At 69.9% G+C, this 17,717-nt stretch carries 18 protein-coding genes; 8 read left to right on the plus strand and 10 right to left on the minus strand.

What is annotated here, in order from left to right:
• Positions 1–167: 167 nt before the first annotated feature.
• Both ACFU6I_RS24945 and ACFU6I_RS24950 read right to left on the minus strand, forming a co-directional pair.
• Positions 168–818 (minus strand): response regulator, encoded by a 651-nt coding sequence (locus ACFU6I_RS24945; protein ID WP_384370695.1) that lies wholly within the window; start codon positions 816–818, stop codon positions 168–170.
• Positions 815–2,011 carry a sensor histidine kinase gene (locus tag ACFU6I_RS24950; RefSeq protein WP_384370697.1) on the minus strand — a complete coding sequence of 399 codons (1,197 nt, stop codon included), beginning with the start codon at positions 2,009–2,011 and terminating at the stop codon, positions 815–817. The genes ACFU6I_RS24945 and ACFU6I_RS24950 overlap by 4 nt, the downstream gene beginning before the upstream one ends.
• 151 nt (positions 2,012–2,162) lie before the next feature.
• Between ACFU6I_RS24950 and ACFU6I_RS24955 the strand changes: the two genes are divergently transcribed.
• Positions 2,163–2,705, plus strand: a complete 543-nt coding sequence (locus ACFU6I_RS24955; RefSeq protein WP_384370699.1) for a hypothetical protein — start codon at positions 2,163–2,165, stop codon at positions 2,703–2,705.
• Between the two features lie 57 nt (positions 2,706–2,762).
• Here ACFU6I_RS24955 and ACFU6I_RS24960 read toward each other — a convergent pair whose 3' ends face one another.
• Entirely contained in the window at positions 2,763–3,335 is a 573-nt protein-coding gene (locus ACFU6I_RS24960; RefSeq protein WP_266981430.1) for a cob(I)yrinic acid a,c-diamide adenosyltransferase, read from the minus strand.
• A 465-nt stretch (positions 3,336–3,800) separates the two neighbouring features.
• Here ACFU6I_RS24960 and ACFU6I_RS24965 point away from each other — a divergent pair, with 465 nt between their 5' ends.
• The 4 genes from ACFU6I_RS24965 to ACFU6I_RS24980 all read left to right on the plus strand — a co-directional run bounded on the left by ACFU6I_RS24965 (position 3,801) and on the right by ACFU6I_RS24980 (position 8,709).
• The gene (locus tag ACFU6I_RS24965) at positions 3,801–4,442 is read left to right on the plus strand and encodes a TetR/AcrR family transcriptional regulator (RefSeq protein ID WP_384370701.1); all 642 of its coding nucleotides are present in this window, start codon (positions 3,801–3,803) and stop codon (positions 4,440–4,442) included.
• Between the two features lie 173 nt (positions 4,443–4,615).
• Entirely contained in the window at positions 4,616–5,464 is an 849-nt protein-coding gene (locus ACFU6I_RS24970; RefSeq protein ID WP_266981425.1) for a 3-hydroxyacyl-CoA dehydrogenase family protein, read from the plus strand.
• Between the two features lie 237 nt (positions 5,465–5,701).
• Positions 5,702–6,025 carry an STAS domain-containing protein gene (locus ACFU6I_RS24975; RefSeq protein WP_327244317.1) on the plus strand — a complete coding sequence of 108 codons (324 nt, stop codon included), beginning with the start codon at positions 5,702–5,704 and terminating at the stop codon, positions 6,023–6,025.
• Positions 6,026–6,237: 212 nt separating this feature from the next.
• Entirely contained in the window at positions 6,238–8,709 is a 2,472-nt protein-coding gene (locus ACFU6I_RS24980) for an ATP-binding protein (RefSeq protein ID WP_384370703.1), read from the plus strand.
• A 77-nt stretch (positions 8,710–8,786) separates the two neighbouring features.
• Here the strand turns inward: ACFU6I_RS24980 and nucS are convergent, their stop codons facing one another.
• Positions 8,787–9,458 (minus strand): endonuclease NucS, encoded by a 672-nt coding sequence (gene nucS, locus ACFU6I_RS24985; protein WP_030971518.1) that lies wholly within the window; start codon positions 9,456–9,458, stop codon positions 8,787–8,789.
• A gap of 271 nt (positions 9,459–9,729) precedes the next feature.
• On the opposite strand from nucS, the gene ACFU6I_RS24990 reads away from it, so the two are divergent.
• The gene (locus ACFU6I_RS24990; RefSeq protein WP_345510292.1) at positions 9,730–10,122 is read left to right on the plus strand and encodes an SCO5389 family protein; all 393 of its coding nucleotides are present in this window, start codon (positions 9,730–9,732) and stop codon (positions 10,120–10,122) included.
• A gap of 77 nt (positions 10,123–10,199) precedes the next feature.
• On the opposite strand, the gene ACFU6I_RS24995 is transcribed toward ACFU6I_RS24990, so the two are convergent.
• Positions 10,200–11,252, minus strand: a complete 1,053-nt coding sequence (locus ACFU6I_RS24995) for an LLM class flavin-dependent oxidoreductase (protein ID WP_384370705.1) — start codon at positions 11,250–11,252, stop codon at positions 10,200–10,202.
• A 198-nt stretch (positions 11,253–11,450) separates the two neighbouring features.
• On the opposite strand from ACFU6I_RS24995, the gene ACFU6I_RS25000 reads away from it, so the two are divergent.
• Positions 11,451–11,780, plus strand: coding sequence for an ATP/GTP-binding protein (locus ACFU6I_RS25000; protein ID WP_384370707.1), 330 nt, complete (start codon positions 11,451–11,453; stop codon positions 11,778–11,780).
• Positions 11,781–11,801: 21 nt separating this feature from the next.
• Here the strand turns inward: ACFU6I_RS25000 and ACFU6I_RS25005 are convergent, their stop codons facing one another.
• From ACFU6I_RS25005 to ACFU6I_RS25015, 3 genes are all read right to left on the minus strand, one after another.
• On the minus strand, positions 11,802–12,677 hold the full coding sequence (locus ACFU6I_RS25005; RefSeq protein WP_384370709.1) for an ABC transporter permease subunit: 876 nt from the start codon (positions 12,675–12,677) through the stop codon (positions 11,802–11,804).
• Positions 12,674–13,816 carry an ABC transporter ATP-binding protein gene (locus tag ACFU6I_RS25010; protein ID WP_345510288.1) on the minus strand — a complete coding sequence of 381 codons (1,143 nt, stop codon included), beginning with the start codon at positions 13,814–13,816 and terminating at the stop codon, positions 12,674–12,676. Before ACFU6I_RS25010 ends, ACFU6I_RS25005 begins: the two co-directional genes overlap by 4 nt.
• A 108-nt stretch (positions 13,817–13,924) precedes the next feature.
• The gene (locus ACFU6I_RS25015; RefSeq protein WP_384370711.1) at positions 13,925–14,788 is read right to left on the minus strand and encodes a hypothetical protein; all 864 of its coding nucleotides are present in this window, start codon (positions 14,786–14,788) and stop codon (positions 13,925–13,927) included.
• Positions 14,789–15,025: 237 nt separating this feature from the next.
• On the opposite strand from ACFU6I_RS25015, the gene ACFU6I_RS25020 reads away from it, so the two are divergent.
• Positions 15,026–15,925 (plus strand): hypothetical protein, encoded by a 900-nt coding sequence (locus tag ACFU6I_RS25020; protein ID WP_384370713.1) that lies wholly within the window; start codon positions 15,026–15,028, stop codon positions 15,923–15,925.
• Here the strand turns inward: ACFU6I_RS25020 and ACFU6I_RS25025 are convergent.
• Positions 15,906–16,685 (minus strand): ABC transporter permease subunit, encoded by a 780-nt coding sequence (locus ACFU6I_RS25025; protein ID WP_384370715.1) that lies wholly within the window; start codon positions 16,683–16,685, stop codon positions 15,906–15,908. The two genes, ACFU6I_RS25020 and ACFU6I_RS25025, sit on opposite strands and share 20 nt — an antisense overlap.
• A 5-nt stretch (positions 16,686–16,690) precedes the next feature.
• Complete coding sequence (locus tag ACFU6I_RS25030) at positions 16,691–17,704, minus strand: ABC transporter ATP-binding protein (protein WP_384370717.1); 1,014 nt, start codon at positions 17,702–17,704, stop codon at positions 16,691–16,693.
• Positions 17,705–17,717 lie beyond the last annotated feature (13 nt).

A 17,717-nucleotide genomic window follows, 5' to 3' on the forward strand; every position in this document is an offset into this window, starting at 1 on the left:
GTGCTCCTCGGGTGAGGTCCGGACAAACGGGGGTGGTCCGTGGACTGCAAACCCTGCGCCGCCCTGAGCCCGCCTTGTCATGGCGTGCTCATCGCAGTGTGCTCGGTGAGATTAGGAAGGTCTGGACCAATCGTCAAGAGGTCTGGACCATGGATCGCTGTTCGGCCTCAGATGCCCAACTCCTGTGCCAGCACCGCGGCCTGGACCCGGCTGCGCAGATCCAGCTTCCCCAGCAAGCGGCTGACGTGCGTCTTCACCGTCGCCTCCGCCATCGAGAGCCGCACCGCGATCTCGGCGTTCGACAGCCCCTCGCCCAGACATTCCAGTACCTCGCGCTCGCGTCGCGTCAGCGCGTCGAGGACCGCGGGATCGGGTGCGCCGACCGCTCGCGCCGGGGCGGTCCCGGCGAACTCCGCGATCAGACGACGCGTCACGGCCGGGGCGATCATGCCCTCGCCGCGCGCCACCGTACGTACCGCCTGGAGCAGTTCATGCGCCTCGGTGTTCTTCAGCAGAAAACCCGCAGCGCCCGCACGCAGAGCGCCGAAGACGTACTCGTCCAGATCGAACGTCGTCAGCACCAGCACATCGGCCAGCCCCTCCGCCACCACCTGCCGCGTCGCCGACACCCCGTCCAGCCGGGGCATCGACACGTCCATCAGCACCAGATCCGGGCGCAGTTCACGGGCCAGCCGCACCGCCGCCTCGCCGTCCGGTGCCTCCCCGACCACTTCGACATCGGGCGCGCTGCGCAGAATCAGTACCAGCCCCGCCCGCACGGCCGACTGGTCCTCCGCCACCAGTACCCGGATCGTCATCCCCTCACCGTCCTTTCCCCGACGGGCAGTTCGGCCCGCACCCGCCAGATCTTCGGCCCGTCCCCGGTGGTGACGGGTCCCGCCGCGATCTCGCCGCCCAGCAGCGCGACCCGCTCCTGCATCCCGACGAGGCCTGCCCCCGCCCCCGGTGCGCGCGGCCCCGGGCGGTCCCCGAGCACGCTCGTGACCTCCACCGTCAGCAGCCGTCCGGCCCGCCCGAGCCGCACCCCCACCGGGCCCGGCGCGGCATGCTTGAGCGCGTTCGTCAGGGACTCCTGGACGATCCGGTACGCGGCCAGCTCGACCGGCGTCGGCAGCGCTCCCTGCTCGCTGCGCGTGTCCTCAAGGGTGCAGGTCAGTCCGCTCGACGCGGCGACCGTACGGGTCTGCTCGATCAGTGCGTCCAGGGCGGCCAGGGTCGGCGCGACGCTCGGTTCGGCCCTCTTGCTCCCGGTACGGAGCAGCCCGATCAGCCGTTGCATCTCGGCCAGTCCCTCGACGCTGTTCTGCCGGATGACGCCGAGCGCGTCCCGGGAGGTCGAGGGCTCGTCGATGGAGAGCGCCGCGGTGGAGTGGATGGCGATCGCGGAGAGATGGTTGGCGACCATGTCGTGCAGTTCACGGGCCATCCGGGCACGTTCGGCGGTCACCGCCTGCGCCCGGTCCATCTCGGCCAGCAGCGCCGTCTGTTCGGCGCGCAGTCGTGCGGTATCCGCGGCGTCCCGGTGGTTCCTCACGCTGACCCCGGTGATCGCGGGCCCGAACGAGACGAGGCCGGAGACGATGCCGATGAGCAGCGCCTCGGGGTTGCGGAACCAGGCCAGGAACCCGATCGTGACCGCGACCGTGATGAGGAACGTGGTCACCGGGATACGCCGGGCGGCGGCCGGGGACCCGTACACCACCGCCGCGTACACGAGGTCCGTGAACATCAGCACGGTCGCCAGGTTCCCCGGCGTGAACTGATCGGCCGCCAGTGCGAGCGTGCCGATGACCAGCGCCGTTCGGGGCGCCGATCTGCGCAGCAGCTCCAGCGACGACATCACCGCGAGCGGCGGCAGGGTGGCCCACAGGGAGTCGAGGAGCCGGCCGGTCTGCATGGCCAGACCGACGGCCGCCAGGCATGCACCGCTGAACAGCCCGATGACCGCGATGAGTACGTCGTGGCGGTGCGGGCGGGCAGGAAGGGGCACCTCCCCATCCAACACGGCTGTCGCGCCCCGGGCCTCCGTACCCGGGGTGATACGCGACTACATCGAAGGATGCAGTCGCGGTTCGTCACCGGCGACGACGAAGTGCGCAGGTGGAGCAGGCAGGATGAAGGGGACCGGGAGGAGAAGTGCCGTGATCGTCACGCTGATCGTGCTCTGCGAGATCGCCTTCTGGGTGCTGCTGGCCGCGGGACTCGCGCTGCGGTACCTGGCGAGGAAGCCGAGGCTCGGGGCCGTACTGCTGCTGTGCGAGCCGCTGCTGGAGCTCGTACTGCTGGTGGTGGCGGCCATCGACCTGAAGAACGGCGCCGAGCCGGACTGGAAGCACGGACTGGCCGCGGTGTACATCGGCTTCACCGTAGGACTCGGGCACTCGACCATCACCTGGGTCGACGCGCGCGTCGCCCACCGGTTCGCAGGTGGCCCGCCGCCGGTGAAACCGCCGAAGTACGGGATGCCGAGAGCGGTCCACGAGTGGCGGGTGGCGGCGCGATGGGTGGTCGCGTCGGTGACCGCGCTGGCGCTGCTGGAAGGGGCGATCCTGTACGTGGGCGGGGACGGGGACGTGGGGTCGCTGCGGTCGTGGCAGCAGACGATGCTCTTCGTGATCGGGATCAACCTGATCATCGCCGCGAGCTACACGGTGTTCCCGAAGCGGGCGAAGGCGGAGCGGTAGCCACGGGTCCCGTCCGGCCGACGTCGTCCTCGAACGCCGGACGGGACCAACCCCGGTCTACCGCTCCCCGCCCGGTACCCACAGCACGTCGCCGACTTCCTTGTTCGCCGTCCTCGCGAGGATGAACAGAAGGTCGGAGAGGCGGTTGAGGTACGTCGCGGTCAGCGCGTTCATCACCTCGCCGTGCACCTCCAGCGCCGCCCAGGTGGACCGCTCGGCCCGCCGGACCACCGTGCACGCCTGGTGCAGCAGCGCCGCCCCCGGCGTACCGCCCGGCAGGATGAAGGACCGCAGCTTCTCCAACTGCTCCAGGAAGTGGTCGCAGTCCGCCTCCAGCCGGTCGACGTAGTGCTGCTCGACCCGCAGCGGGGGGTACTTCGGTTCCTCGACGACCGGCGTCGACAGATCCGCACCCACGTCGAACAGGTCGTTCTGCACACGGACGAGGACCTTCACGACCTCCTCCGGCAGCTGCCCGAGTGCGATCGCCGTACCGATGACGGCATTGGCCTCGTTGGTGTCGGCGTACGCCGAGATCCGCAGATCGGTCTTGGCGGTGCGGCTCATGTCGCCGAGGGCGGTCGTGCCCTGGTCGCCGGTACGGGTGTAGATGCGTGTCAGATTGACCATGCTGCCGAGCCTAGTGCTGCGACCGGAAAGGTTCACCGGCTCGCGGCGTCCGGCACGGCACCCGGCTGCGTTGTCGCATCATTCGAGTTTCCGGTCGCAGCGCCGGCTCCACCAGCGCGTACTGCCTCTCACCGAATGCCGAAGCCGCAGAACGAGGCGCCGAAGAGGGCGAGTTGGAGGACCGGTCCGCGTATCGGCACCGACCGGTGCGGGCCGGCCGCGGAGAGCGGCAGCCCGGTGAGCACAGGGCCGAAGACCAGCCGTGGGGCCCGAGGCGGCCGCGGATCTCGCCGCCCTCGACGCGGAGGCCGATGGAGCGGGCCGCTTCGACGGGGCCGCATCCGGCGTGAGGGTCCGGCAGGCCCGGTTGCGGTGAGGGCCGGCATGACACCAGAAAAACAGGGTCCCTGAAACTTTGCGGTGACACCAAAATGTGAGTGACGTCAGAAAAGCTAGGATGGCGGTATGGCAGAGGGGCTCAGGGAGCGGAAGAAGCGGCAGACCAGGCAGCACCTCTCGGACGTGGCCACCGCCCTCTTCCTGGAGCGCGGCTTCGACGCGGTCAGCGTCGCCGAGATCGCGCAGGCCGCCGAGGTCTCCGTGAACACGGTCTACAACTACTTCCCGACCAAGGAGGACCTGTTCCTCGACCGCGGCAGCGATGTCGTCGGCCTCCTCTCGCGGTACGTGCGCGGCCGCCACCGGGGCGAGTCCGCCGCCGACGCCGTCCTGCGCGAGCTGCGCATCCAGGTCGAAAGCGTCTCGTCGACGGTCGGCCTGATCGAGGGGTACGAGCGCTTCATGCGGGTCGTCCACGAGGCCGACAGCCTCAAGGCACGCCACTGGTACATCCAGCAGGATGCGCTCGTCCATCTGGAGACGACCCTGCGCGAGGAGGCCGGCGCAGGCCCCGGCGACCCGCTGCCCCTGCTGGTGGCCGGTCAGCTCTCCTGGGTCCACTCCACCCTGCTCGGCCACATCGGGCGCGAGATGGTCGCCGGCCGCAAGCCCGCCGAGGTGTCCCGCGAAGCCCTCGTCCTCCTCGACGAGATGGAGGACGTGCTCGGGGACAAGGTCCTCAACTACGCGCGACGCGCTGCTGAATGATGCGTCCCGGTGTGATGTCCGTCATGTGAGACGTGACGCGCATCTCTTCACCGCCCCAGCGCGCCTCACGGGTACTAATCTCCGCCGGAGAGCATGTGAACAACCGTTAAGAATCCGTCCGGACCGTCGTCGCGGACGACGGCCGTCGGGGCCGAACGCAAAGGGGTGCGAACGTGGCCAGGAAGCTCGCCGTCATCGGGGCCGGACTCATGGGGTCCGGTATCGCGCAGGTCTCCGCCCAGGCGGGCTGGGACGTCGTGCTGCGCGATGTCACCGACGCGGCCCTGACCCGTGGTCGCGACGGCATCAAGGCCTCGTACGACAAGTTCGTCTCCAAGGGGAAGCTGGAGGCGGCCGACGCCGACGCCGCGCTGGCCCGCATCACCACGACCACCGATCTCGACGCGGTCGCCGACGCCGACGTCGTCGTCGAAGCCGTCTTCGAGAAGCTCGAGGTCAAGCACGAGATCTTCCGGGCCCTCGACAAGATCGTGCGGGACGACGCCGTCCTCGCCTCCAACACCTCCGCGATCCCGATCACCAAGATCGCGGCTGTCACGGAGCGCCCGGAGCGCGTCGTCGGGGTGCACTTCTTCTCGCCGGTCCCGATGATGCAGCTCTGCGAGCTCGTACGCGGCTACAAGACCAGCGACGAAGCCCTCGCCACCGCGCGTGAGTTCGCCGAGTCCGTCGGCAAGACCTGCATCGTGGTCAACCGTGATGTCGCCGGCTTCGTCACCACCCGGCTGATCTCGGCGCTCGTCGTCGAGGCCGCCAAGCTGTACGAGTCGGGTGTTGCCTCGGCCGAGGACATCGACATCGCCTGCAAGCTGGGCTTCGGCCACGCCATGGGTCCCCTTGCGACGGCGGACCTGACCGGCGTCGACATCCTGCTGCACGCCACGTCCAACATCTACACCGAGTCGCAGGACGAGAAGTTCGCGGCGCCGGAGCTGATGCGCCGGATGGTCGATGCAGGTGACATCGGCCGCAAGAGCGGGCAGGGCTTCTACACCTACTGATTGTCTTTGCGCCCGCAGGTGCCTGATCTGCCGTCGATCAGGCCCGGGGGAGCCGGGGGAGTCTCCCGGCTGCGGTGGACCTTCAGCGAGCCGATGTCACTCCACGGAGTGAATTCGGTATCGGTTCGCTTACAGACGGCAACTTCCCTGTGGCCGGCACAGTCAGTTGTGGCAGAGACGGAGCAGGGGCAGGAACAGACAGACGGACCGTCCATGGAGTATTCCCGGGGAGCGCATATGCACATCAGGGGCGACCACACCGAGCTGGTCGTCGGGGGCCGCCTCGACGTCCGGAGCGCGGCGGACGCCCGTACGGTCCTGCACTCCGCCCTCGACGACGGAGCCGGCGACCTGGTGCTCGACCTGACCGAGCTGGACTCCTGGGACGCCACCGGGCTGGGCGTCATCATGGGCGCACACCGCAGGGCCGGGCGGGCCGGCCGGCGGCTGGTGCTCCGCGGCGTGCCGCCGCAGATGCAGCGCCTGCTGGTGGCGACCCGGCTGCACCGCATTCTGGCCATCGAGGGCGGAATCGCCGCAGACTCCCTGCCGCGGGTGTAAAGGGCGTCCATCCGAACACGCACAATCCTCACGAGACCATGACGTCCTGGGCTGCGTGGCACCCCGATGGTTTGTAGATACTGTGCGAAGGTCTAGGGTTCGGCCGTCCCCCGAATGACGGAACCCTTGGGGCGGACACCGGACCAGAAGCGACAGCGGTGCGTGCGAGGCCGGGAGGGGCAACCGCGCGACGCGTCTGGGGGACTTTGGTGATGGACCCGATACATCGGGGGCCGGAAGATTTCGGCCATGACAATGACGGCCACGGCGAGGAAAGCAGTCGGCGAACGCCGCCCCGCGCGCCGCTGACCAGCGATTTCGGTCAGCAGGCGACACAGCAGGCGCGTGTCGTGCAGGTCGTCACCGGCGACTTCCTGCTCACCGTCAACCCGGTCGACGGCAGCGAGGTCGAGCTCTGCCCGCCGGGGGAGCAGCCCCCTGTGCCGGTCCGCCGCACCGCCGCCGAGCGCACCGACCGCGAGCGTGCCGCCACACCGCCCGTACCACCGGGTCCGCCCGCCCCCCAACTGCCGCTCCTGGAGCGCCAGGAGGAGCGCGAGCGGCTGGTGCGTCTGCTGGCGCGCGGCCGTTCGGTACGGCTCACGGGGCCGGCCGGATCCGGCCGCACGTCGCTGCTGGACGCCGTCGCCGCCGACTGCGCGGACCTCGCACCGGACGGAGTCGTCCGGCTCTCCGGCCTCAAGCGCAGCGTCACGGACCTGCTGTACGGGCTCTTCGAGGCGGTCTACGACGCACCGCTGCTCCGCCTCGACCGCGCCCAGCTTCTCGAACAGATCCGGTCCATCGGCGCTGTCGTCTTCCTCGACGACCTGGAGTTCGGCGGGGCCGCGCTGGACGAGCTGCTCGACGCGACGCCCGAGTGCGCCTTCCTGATCGCCACCACCCCCGACGTCCCGGCGCCCACCGCCGACGCGCACCTGGAAGAGGTCTTCCTCGCAGGACTGGGCCGCGGCGCCTCCGTCGCGCTGCTGGAACAGGTCGTCGAGCGGTCGCTCACCGACGACGAGGCGAACTGGGCGGGTGACCTCTGGTTCGAATCCGAGGGGCTGCCGCTGCGCTTCGTCCAGGCGGGCGCCCTGCTGCGCCAGCGCGACATGCTGCGCGCCGACCCGACCGCCTACGACGAGCAGGGCTACGCCGAGGGCCGGCCCGTCGACGACGTCTTCGCGAAGGGCGCCGACGGCCAGGACGTACCGCTGCCCAGCCTCGGTGAGGGCGCGGCACCCGCCGCGCTGCTCGCCTCCCGGCTGAGCGGTCCGGCACGCGACACTCTTCACTTCGCGGTCGCACTCGGTGGCGAGGTCCCGCACCAGGCGCATCTGCCGGCGCTCGTGGGGGACACCCACGCCGATGCCGCGCTCGGTGAGCTGGCCGGCTGCGGACTGCTCTCCCCGGCCGGTTCCCGCTACCGGCTGGCCCCCGGAGTCGTCGCCCAGCTGGAGGCCGCCGGATACGGCGAGGACGCGGACGACCGGGCCCGCACCGCCGCCCAGCACTACGCCTGGTGGGCCGGACACCCGTCGGTCTCGGCCGCCCGTGCCGTCGCCGAGGCCGACGCGATCGTCTCGGTCATGACCCGGCTGGTCCCCGGTGACGGGGCCGGACAGGCCAGCGCCGCCGTGCTGCTGGCCCGCAGCGCCGCCCCCGCCTTCGCGGCCGGGCTGCACTGGAGCGGCTGGGAGAAGACCCTGCGGCTGGGGCAGGAGGCCGCCAGGATTGCCGGTGAGGTCGCGGAGGAGGCCTACTTCCACCACGAGTTGGGCGTCCTCGCGCTCTGCAACGGGAATCCGGACCGGGCCAGGGCCGAACTGGAGACCTCGATCGGCATGCGCGGCGCGCTCGCCGACAAGCCCGGGGCTGTGGCCGGACGCCGGGCACTCGCCCTGGTCGCGGACCGCGCCGGCATGTTGCCCGGCGGCCGCACACCGGCAGGCGAGGAGATACCGGCCGCGCGGTACGACGCGTCCGTGTCGCCGCCCGGCGGCATACCCGCGGCCGGGCCGATGGTGCTGCCGCGGATGTCCGAGGACGACACCGCGCTGATATCCCGGGTCGTTCCGGCATCCGGCACCGATGGATTCGACGGCCGCAAGGCGGTGCTGGGCGGCGCCCGGCGCAATCTGGTCGCGGCGGGCGCGGGCGTCCTGCTGGCCGCGGTGCTCGGCACCGTGGTGACGCTCGGCATGACGTCCAGCAGCGACGCCCGGGACGGCGGAAGTGTCTCGACCGAGGAGTCGGCGGGCGAGGACGACAGCGAGAACGGGATCCCTGCCGACGAGCCGGCGGACGATTCGACACCGGGCGGAGCCTCGTCGAGCGGCTCGCCCTCGACGCCGGGACCGTCCGGCAGTCAGGTCACCCCGAGCGGCAGCGGTGCACCGTCCTCGGAGTCGAGCGGGCCGAGCGACAGTCCGAGTTCGGGCCGGCCGACGAGCGGGAGTTCCAGTTCCCCGGGCACGCCCACCAAGTCGCCGACCAGGACCCCCACGAAGACGCCGACCAGGACGGCCACTCCGACCGACACCCCGACGGAGCCGACCGACACCCCCACCCCGACCGACACCCCGACGGAGCCGACCTCCCCGGACACCTCCGACTCGGCGAGCGGCCCGTCCACGACGGCCAGCGCCTCCGGCACCCCCGCGGAACCGGTCGTGGCCTGAGCGCACGTCCCGCAGACGTGGAAGGCCCCGGACCGCACAGCGCGGGTCCGGGGCCTTCCGTGGTGCGGTGACCGTGGTCAGAACAGGCGGAGCTTGTCGTCCTCGATGCCGCGCATGGCGTCGTAGTCGAGCACCACGCAGCCGATTCCGCGGTCCGTCGCCAGTACCCGTGCCTGCGGCTTGATCTCCTGCGCCGCAAAGATGCCCTTCACCGGGGCGAGGTGGGGATCGCGGTTGAGCAGCTCCAGGTAGCGGGTCAGCTGCTCCACGCCGTCGATGTCACCGCGGCGCTTCAGCTCCACGGCCACGGTCTTCCCGTCCGCGTCCCGGCACAGGATGTCGACCGGGCCGATGGCCGTGGGGTATTCGCGGCGGATCAGGGTGTAGCCCTCGCCGAGGATCTCGATCCGGTCGGCGAGGAGTTCCTGCAGGTGCGCTTCCACGCCGTCCTTGATGAGGCCCGGATCGACGCCCAGTTCGTGCGAGGAGTCGTGGAGGATCTCCTCCATCGTGATAATCAGTTTTTCGCCCGCTTTGTTCACCACGGTCCAGACGCCCTCGGTGTCGTCGGCGCCCTCCTTCAGCGTGCAGGGCGGTGACATCCAGTTGAGGGGTTTGTACGCCCTGTCGTCGGCATGGATGGAGACGCTCCCGTCCGCCTTCACCAGGATGAGACGGGGAGCGGAGGGCAGGTGGGCCGTGAGCCGGCCCGCGTAGTCCACGGAGCAGCGGGCGATGACGAGACGCATGGTCCGCAACGCTACTCGACGACGGGTGCCCGGCGCGATTCTCCCTCCGCCGCCCCACTGCCATCGCCCACCACAGCGCTTCAGGACCTCGGGCTTGCCCCTCTTTGCGCACCTTCGTTATTGGCCGGTTGTGTTCCCAATCTCCTGGTGCGGCCCGGACTGCGCCCTTACCGTGGAAGCAGGAGGTCGCCGTGTGTGTACGCTGCGTCGCCGTCCTCCTTCCCTGCCCGTAAGACCCCGGCCGTCCGTCGGGGTCGCGAGAGGAGAACCCATGTCGCTCGACGTCTCACCGGCGCTGTTGGAACAGGCCGAGCGAGGCGAGGTCGACGAAGCCGACTTCGTCGACTGCGTCCGGACCTCCCTGCCCTACGCATGGGAGATGATCAGCTCTCTGGTGGCCCAGCTGAAGGTCGACGGCGGCGAGTTCGCCGACAACCGGACGCCCCCGCCGGACGAGCAGGCACGTGGTCAGCTGCTGCGTGCGCTCGCGAGTGATGCGATACGCGGTGCGCTGCAGCGGCACTTCGGGGTGCGTCTGGCATTCCAGAACTGCCACCGCGTCGCGGTGTTCCCGCTGGACGCCTCGGTCGACGAGCGGCTGGCCCGATTCACTTCGGTGAGGGGCCAGTTGCTCAACCAGTCGCCCGAACTACGGGACTGCTGAACGCTTCTGCTGCCGCTCCGGGCCGCGGGAGGTGCAACTGGCTCCGGGGCGGCAGTTCCCCGTACACCTACGGGTGTTCATGTCAGTAGTGGCAGTACCTCGGTGCCCAGCCGCGCTACGTTCTCCTCCGTGGCCGCCAGATCTCCCGAACCCTCCACCAGGAGCGCGAACCTGGTGATGCCTGTCCGCTCGGCGGTTGCGGCGAGCCGGTCGGCGGCGAGCCCGGGCGGGCCCACCGGATGAAGGCCGCAGAGCAACTCCGTATAGGCGACCGGGTCGCGCATCACACGGTGCCTGCCGTCGACCGTCACATGGGCGTCCAGTCCCTGTCGCAGCCACCCCGGCATCGCCTTCACGAGTGTCTCCACGGCCTCCTCGGACCGGTCCGCGATCTGGGCGACGCCCGCGGAGACATGGCCCGCCTCCCGGACACTCTCGGGCGACCGGCCCGCGGCGAGCGCGGTGGAGCGCCACAGGGCGACCATCTCGGCCTTCTCCGCGTCGCCGCAGTGCATTCCGAGGAGCATCGGCAGGCCGTTCTCGGCGGCGAGTTTCACGCTCTTCGGCGACGTGCACGCGACGATCACCTCGGGGCCGCCCGGCCCTTGCGCGCCGTTCCCGTCGTTCTCGTCGAGCAGCTCGTCGGCCCGGGGGACCACCGCGACCTCACGGAAGCCGAAACGCTCCCCTTTGCCCGCCACGCGTGGTTCGCGCAGCCAGTCGAGCAGCAGGTCCAGCGACTCCGGGAAGCCCTTCTCGTACGCCTCCAGGCCCCCTCCGAACACCTCCAGGTCCACCCAGGGGCCGCCCCGTCCCACGCCGAGGGAGAACCTGCCCCCGCTGGTGAGATGGAGCAGCGCGGCCTGTTCGCCGAGGGCCACCGGATGCTGGTTCGGCAGCACGCTGACCGCCGTACCGACCCGGATCCTGTGGGTGCGGCCGAGCAGCAGCGCGGCCAGCGTGACGGCGGACGGGCAGACCCCGTACGGCACGAAATGATGTTCTGCCAGCCAGACCGAATCGAGCCCGGACTGCTCCGCGACCTCGGTGGACCGGATCGCGCGATGCAGCGCTTCTCCCGGCCCCTGCCCCGGAAACTGGGCTGCCAGTACGAACGTTCCCACGCGCATCGCCGATTACCTCCTTGTGGCCGACGCGGCTCTCCCCTACCGGCAACAACGCCTGACACGTGCCAAAGGCACGGTCCAGGGCGAAGTTGTTGCGATTTTCCGGTAACCCGTCCTGTTCCGGGCGATACCGGACGCCTGCCCCGCCCGAATGGCCCTACGCTTGACGGGAACTGCCCAGCCTGCCCCGTGAGGTGTCACGTGTCCCCGCGCCGTAACCGTCCCCGAGGCGGCGAGAGTCCTCCCGACAGCGCGAGCGTGTCGGGGGAGCGCTACGGCGGGGGCGGGCGCGCCGAGGAATGGCAGGGCGAACAGTGGTCGGTGCGCCCGGTCAGCGGTGCGAGCGCGGCGGGAAAGCGGTATCGCTGCCCCGGCTGCGACCAGGAGATCCCGTCCGGCGTACCGCACCTCGTCGCCTGGCCCGAGTACGGCGGGGTCGACGACCGCAGGCACTGGCACAAGGCGTGCTGGAACGCGAAGGACCGCCGCACCACGAGGGTGCAGCGGTCCAGGAACGCGCCGCGCTATTGAGCTCCGCAGGACGGGAACCGGTCAGACGTCGCGGCTCTCCAGTGACGCGAAGGCACCGATCATGGTCACGGCCGTGACGCCGATCATGATCCACAGCGGCTCCCAGCCGGACGGCCCCGACGTGGAGACCGAGGCGTCGTACAGCCCCCCGAGCTGGCTGGGGATCGAGTACTCGAAGAGGGCCTTCTGCACATCGGCGAGCGACTGCGAAAACATGAACATGGCCAGCACCAGCGGCAGCAGTACCACCGCGATCATGATCGTGATCGCGCCGGCGGAGTGCCGGATGAGGGCGCCGACCGCGAGCGACAGCAGTCCCAGGGTCGCGATGTAGAGACCGACACCGACCGTGGCCCGCAGCCAGTCGTCCCCGCTCGCGGTACCGCCGTCCAGGATGGTCGTCTGCAGCACGGCGACGAGCGTGGTCATCACGGTCGTGATGGTGAAGGTGAGCAGGAAGAAGACGATCGCCTTCGCGCTCAGCACCCGGGCGCGGCTGGGGCAGGCCGTCAGCGTCGTACGGATCATGCCGGTGCCGTACTCGGTGGCGATGGTCATCACGCCGAGTGTGATCACACAGATCGAACCGAGGAGCACCCCGAAGAAGCCGAAGCTGAGCACCTTGGTGGAGCCGATCTCGGAGTCGGACGCGCTGACGGCGACGGCCGACAGCAGTCCGATGCCGAGCAGCAGCACGATCATGATGCCGAGCGTCCACATCGTGGAGCGCACGGAGCGGATCTTGGTCCACTCGGAGGCGAGCGCGTCGGCGAGGGTGGCGCGGCGCTGCGGGATGGGCGAGGTGTACAGATCGGTGGGCGCCGGCGCCCAGTTCTGCTGCGGGTGCTGCTGCGCCTGCTGCTGGTACGGCGCCTGCGGGGTCGGCGGCGTTGTCATCGGGCGTCCTCGCTGGTGTCGCGCTTGGTCAGGTCTGCGGGGCCGGCTGCGGGCGCGGCGGGCGCGGGCACGGCCGGGGCGGCCACGGGAGGTGCCGCGTACGGGTTCTGCCCGGGCGGCGGCGGGGCGTACCAGCCCTGCTGCGGCACCTCCGGGACGGTCGGCAGCGGCGGGGCGTATCCGCCGCCCGGCACGGGCTGCTGCAGCCCGGCCTTCTGGTCCACCGTGGAGCGGTAGTCCACGGCGCCCTGCGTCATCCGCATGTACGCCTCCTCCAGCGAGGCCTGGTGCGGTGAGAGCTCCCACAGCCGCACATCCGCCCCGTGCGCCAGGTCGCTGATCCGCGGCAGCGGCAGCCCGGTGACCCGCAGGGCCCCGCCCGGCTCCGACATGACCTGGCCGCCCGCCTCGGTGAGCGCGGCGGTCAGCTTCTCCCGCTGTTCGGGCTGCGTATCCGGGACCCGTACCCGTGCGAAATCGGCCGAGTTGGCGGAGATGAAGTCCTTGACGCTCATATCGGAGAGCAGCTGACCGCGCCCGATCACGATCAGATGATCGGCGGTGAGCGCCATCTCGCTCATCAGATGGCTGGAAACGAAGACCGTACGGCCCTCGGACGCCAGCAAACGCATCAGATTGCGGACCCAGAGGATGCCCTCCGGGTCGAGGCCGTTGACCGGCTCGTCGAAGAGCAGCACCTGCGGGTCGCCCAGCAGCGCCGCCGCGATCCCGAGCCGCTGCCCCATGCCGAGCGAGAAGCCCTTGGACCGCTTCCTGGCGACGTCCTGGAGGCCCACGACACCGAGCACCTCGTCGACCCGGGCGGCCGGGATACCCGAGAGCTGCGCCAGCGAGAGCAGGTGGTTACGGGCGCTGCGGCCTCCGTGCACCGCCTTGGCGTCCAGCAGCGCACCCACCTGGCGCGGCGCGTTCGGCAGGCTGCGGAAGGGATGCCCGCCGATCGTCACATGGCCGGACGTCGGCCGGTCCAGGCCGAGCATCATGCGCATCGTGGTGGACTTGCCCGACCCGTTGGGACCGAGGAATCCGGTGACGGCGCCGGGCCGCACCTGGAAGGAAAGGTTGTACACGGCCGTCTTCGCGCCGTAGCGCTTGGTCAGGCCGACTGCCTCGATCATGCTCCAGCCCCATCGACTTATCTGTCGTCGGGGCCCAGGCCGTCAGGCCGCACGCCCCCCGTAAGAGTTAGGAGGATATCCAGGCCTTGACGGTTCCGGCCAAGCCGTTCAGGGGAGCGAGTCGCCGAGAGGCGGCAGGTCGTCGTAAAGCCGCAGGTCGGCGGAAGCGTCGACGTACGGCAGGAAGTCGGTCTGCGGGAGCACCCATCCCTCCTCGCCGAAGATCCGGGTGCCCTCCTCGCGCAGGCCGGGATCGATGCCCGCCTTCTTGACCCAGGACGACGGGTCGGGGCCGAGCAGTTCACCGAGACGCGGCGAAGCGGCGAGCAGGGCGGCGAGGAGCTCGGACTGGTCGCCGCCGCCGGGACGCGGCGTGCCGTCCGGGCCGGCCAGTACACCGTGCGAGCTGAAGTAGATGTACGCGCCGCCGAGCCGTTCCCCGGACGGCATGGTCATCGGGAATTCGTCGCCGGGCAGTATCGCCCGCCGGTAGTCGGGGAACTCGGTGGCATCGACTGCTTCCAGCTGCTCGGCGTCCAGCCAGGCGACGACGAGGACCGTGCTCGCGCCCCGGTCCACGTACGGCGTGCCCGCGACATAGCCGGCCGGACTGATGTGCCCGGAGCAACCGACGCCGATGCCCTCCACCCGTACCGGCACCATCGGTACGGTGACGGGGATGCCGAGCCGGGTGAGTTTGTGGCTGACCTGGCCGGGGGACGCGTTGGAGCCGACCGCGACGACCGGATGCCGACTGCCGGTCACGACCTGGCCGCGTTGCCGCAGTTCCTCGTCGAGCTGCCGCTTCTCCTCGACGTACCAGTCGCCGAGCCGCATCGGACGGACGCCCAGCTGAAGCAGTTCGTTGCCGTCGAGCAACGAGGGCTCGGTGGTCGGGCGGCCGGGATAGGTCAGCGGTTCCTTCGCCGGAACGTCGTCCAGGCCCAGCGCGGCGAGGCTTCGGTCCTTCATGGGGACGTCCTTCGTTAGGTCACGGGCACGGGCAGAGCCTTCCACACCCGGTCTACCCGCGGCGAGCACCGGGGCCACCCCGCGCGCGGGATTCGCCGGAGCCGAATGCGGGCAAGGAGCCCTTCGCACGAGGTTCTGAATGGGGGCGAACCGATGTGGATACCCGCGCGACGGCGGAGCGAGAGATCGCATCCGCGTCACCGGACGTCCGTCCGCTGGTGGGTCGCGGGCCGTTCCGTGCACGTGCTGATGCTGATGGCGCTGAGCGCACTGGTCTGTCTCGCCGTATTCATCGCGGCCGTCTGGACCCTGACCGAGCACTCCTCCCGCAGCGTCGGCGACCGCTTCCGCGACGGAGAGGGGCTGCTGAACCTGACCCTGGGGGCACTGCGGGCCTGCGTGGGCACGGACAGCCTCAGCCCCGAGCAGGACAGCCTCGCCCACCAGCTGCTGGCGACCGTGGCCTCATTGACGGGCGCGCTGGCACCCGCCGTGGTGCTCGGCATCGTCCTGATCAAGTTGTTCGCGCTGCGCCCGTTCGTCTGGCGGCAGCGTGCGAGCGTCTCGCCGACCCGTACCGCCGACTTTCCCGTACCCGCGGGCGCAGCGGCGGACCATGCCGTCATCGCGGTGCGCTTCTACAACTGCTTCGACAACCTCTCGGTCGTCGATCTCAGAGCCCGGGTGCATCTGCGCTACCTGGAGACGTCGCCCTTCGACGGCAGCCGTGTCATCTACAAGAAGTGGCTCGAGGTCCTGGACGAGAAGGGGCAGCGTGCCGACGAGCGTTCGTGGCTCGCCGTGGAGCGAGGGGCGCCCTTCACCGTATGGATCCCTGTGGACGCCACCGTGGGGCAGCTGCCTCTTGCCAGTATTCAGGGCAAGGATCTGTCCGCGTCGGAGGACGCCAAACTCATGGTGAGGCTGACGGCACGGGCGGTGGGCCTCGGCACCGAGGTGGCTGACGAGCGGTGGTTCGACCTGGATGCGGCCCGGGGCGACTTCGAGCTCGGCCGGTTCGTCCCGCTCAAGGCGGACCCCGAGCGGGACGTCTGGCAGTGGGAGGGCTGGGAGGACTCCGACTCGATACTGACCGGGTCCGAGTCGGACCTGCCGGCTACGCGTCCCGCTTCTTGAGCACGAGGTACCCACCGATCAGCGCGGCCACCACCCACGCGGCCAGAATGCCGAGCCCGCCCCACGGCCCGTACGGCGCCGGTTCGCTGTTCATGGCGGCCGGAACCACCTGCATGATCTTGGAGCCCGCCTGGTCGGGAAAGTAGCGGGCCACGTTCTTGGCGCCCGGGACCGCCGACAGGATCTGCGAGACGAGGAAGAAGAACGGCATCAGGATGCCGAGCGACAGCATCGAGCTGCGCAGCATCGTCGCCACACCCATGGAGAAGATCGCGATCAGCCCCATGTAGATGCCGCCGCCGAAGACCGCGCGCAGGACATTCTCCGCACCGATGTCCGTGCGATGGTCGCCGAGGAGTGCCTGGCCGAGGAAGAACGTGGCGAAGCTGGTGGCCAGCCCGACCACCAGCGACAGCACGCCGGCGACCAGGATCTTGCTGAAGAGGAACGAACCGCGCTGCGGCACGGCCGCCAGCGAGGTACGGATCATGCCGGAGCTGTACTCCGTGCTGACCACCAGGACACCGAAGACCACCATCGCGAGCTGGCCCAGGACCATCCCGGAGAAACTGAGGAGGGTCGGGTCGAAGGTGGCCTGCTCCGCCGCGGGGAGTTCGTCGAACTGGGAGTTCATCAGTGCGCAGAGCGCCGCGCTCATCGCCGCGGTGACGGCGAACGCGGAGATCAGGGTCCAGGTGGTGGAGGAGACCGTACGGATCTTGGTCCACTCGGAGGTCAGGACCGCGGGTACCGATGCCATCGTCGTCACGCCCCCTTTCCGGGGCCGGAGGTGTCGGACGTGAAACTGTCGTGCTGCTGGTTCCACTGCTCGCCCCACTGAGGGCCCGCGGGCGGTGGCGGCCACCCGGCGTGGTCCGCATGGGCGTGGTACTCCACGGAGTCCGCCGTCATCTGCATGAACGCCTCCTCCAGCGAGGCCCGCTGGGAGCTCAGCTCGTGCAGCACGATCTGGTGCTGCGCGGCCAGCTCGCCGAGCTGTTCGCTGGTGGAGCCATCGATCTCCAGCACGCCGCTCCCCGATTCGACCGCGACGATGCCCGCCTCGTGCAGCACGTCCCGCAGCCGTTCCTGCTGCGGGGAGCGCATCCGCACGTAACTGCGCGAGTTCTGGTGGATGAAATCGGCCATCGAGGTGTCGGCGAGCAGGCGGCCCTGGCCGATGACGATCAAGTGTTCTGCGGTGAGCGCCATTTCGCTCATCAGATGCGAGGAGACGAAGATCGTCCGGCCTTCCGCCGCGAGCGTCTTCATCAGATTGCGGATCCAGTGAATTCCCTCGGGGTCCAGGCCATTGACGGGTTCGTCGAACATCAGGATCTCGGGATCACCGAGCAGCGCGGCCGCGATTCCGAGCCGTTGGCCCATTCCGAGGGAGAACGACTTGGACTTCTTCTTCGCCACCGCGGTCAGGCCGACGGTGTCGAGGACTTCCGGGACGCGGCTCTCCGGGATGCGGTTGCTCTGCGCGAGACAGAGCAGATTGTTGTACGCGCTGCGTCCTCCGTGCATCGACTTGGCGTCGAGCAGCGCACCGATGTGTTTCAGGGGCTCCGACAGCTCACGGTAGTGCTTGCCGTCGATCCGCACCGATCCGCTGGTCGGGTTGTCGAGATCGAGCATCATCCGCATCGTGGTGGACTTGCCCGCCCCGTTCGGGCCCAGAAAACCCGTCACCATTCCGGGCCTGACCTGGAATGAAAGGTGGTCGACAGCAACCTTGTTACCGAAGCGCTTGGTGAGGCCATCAAGCTCGATCATGCGCTCACGCTAG

The sequence above is a fragment of the Streptomyces sp. NPDC057486 genome (assembly GCF_042802415.1).
Taxonomy (GTDB): Bacteria; Actinomycetota; Actinomycetes; order Streptomycetales; family Streptomycetaceae; genus Streptomyces; species Streptomyces yanii.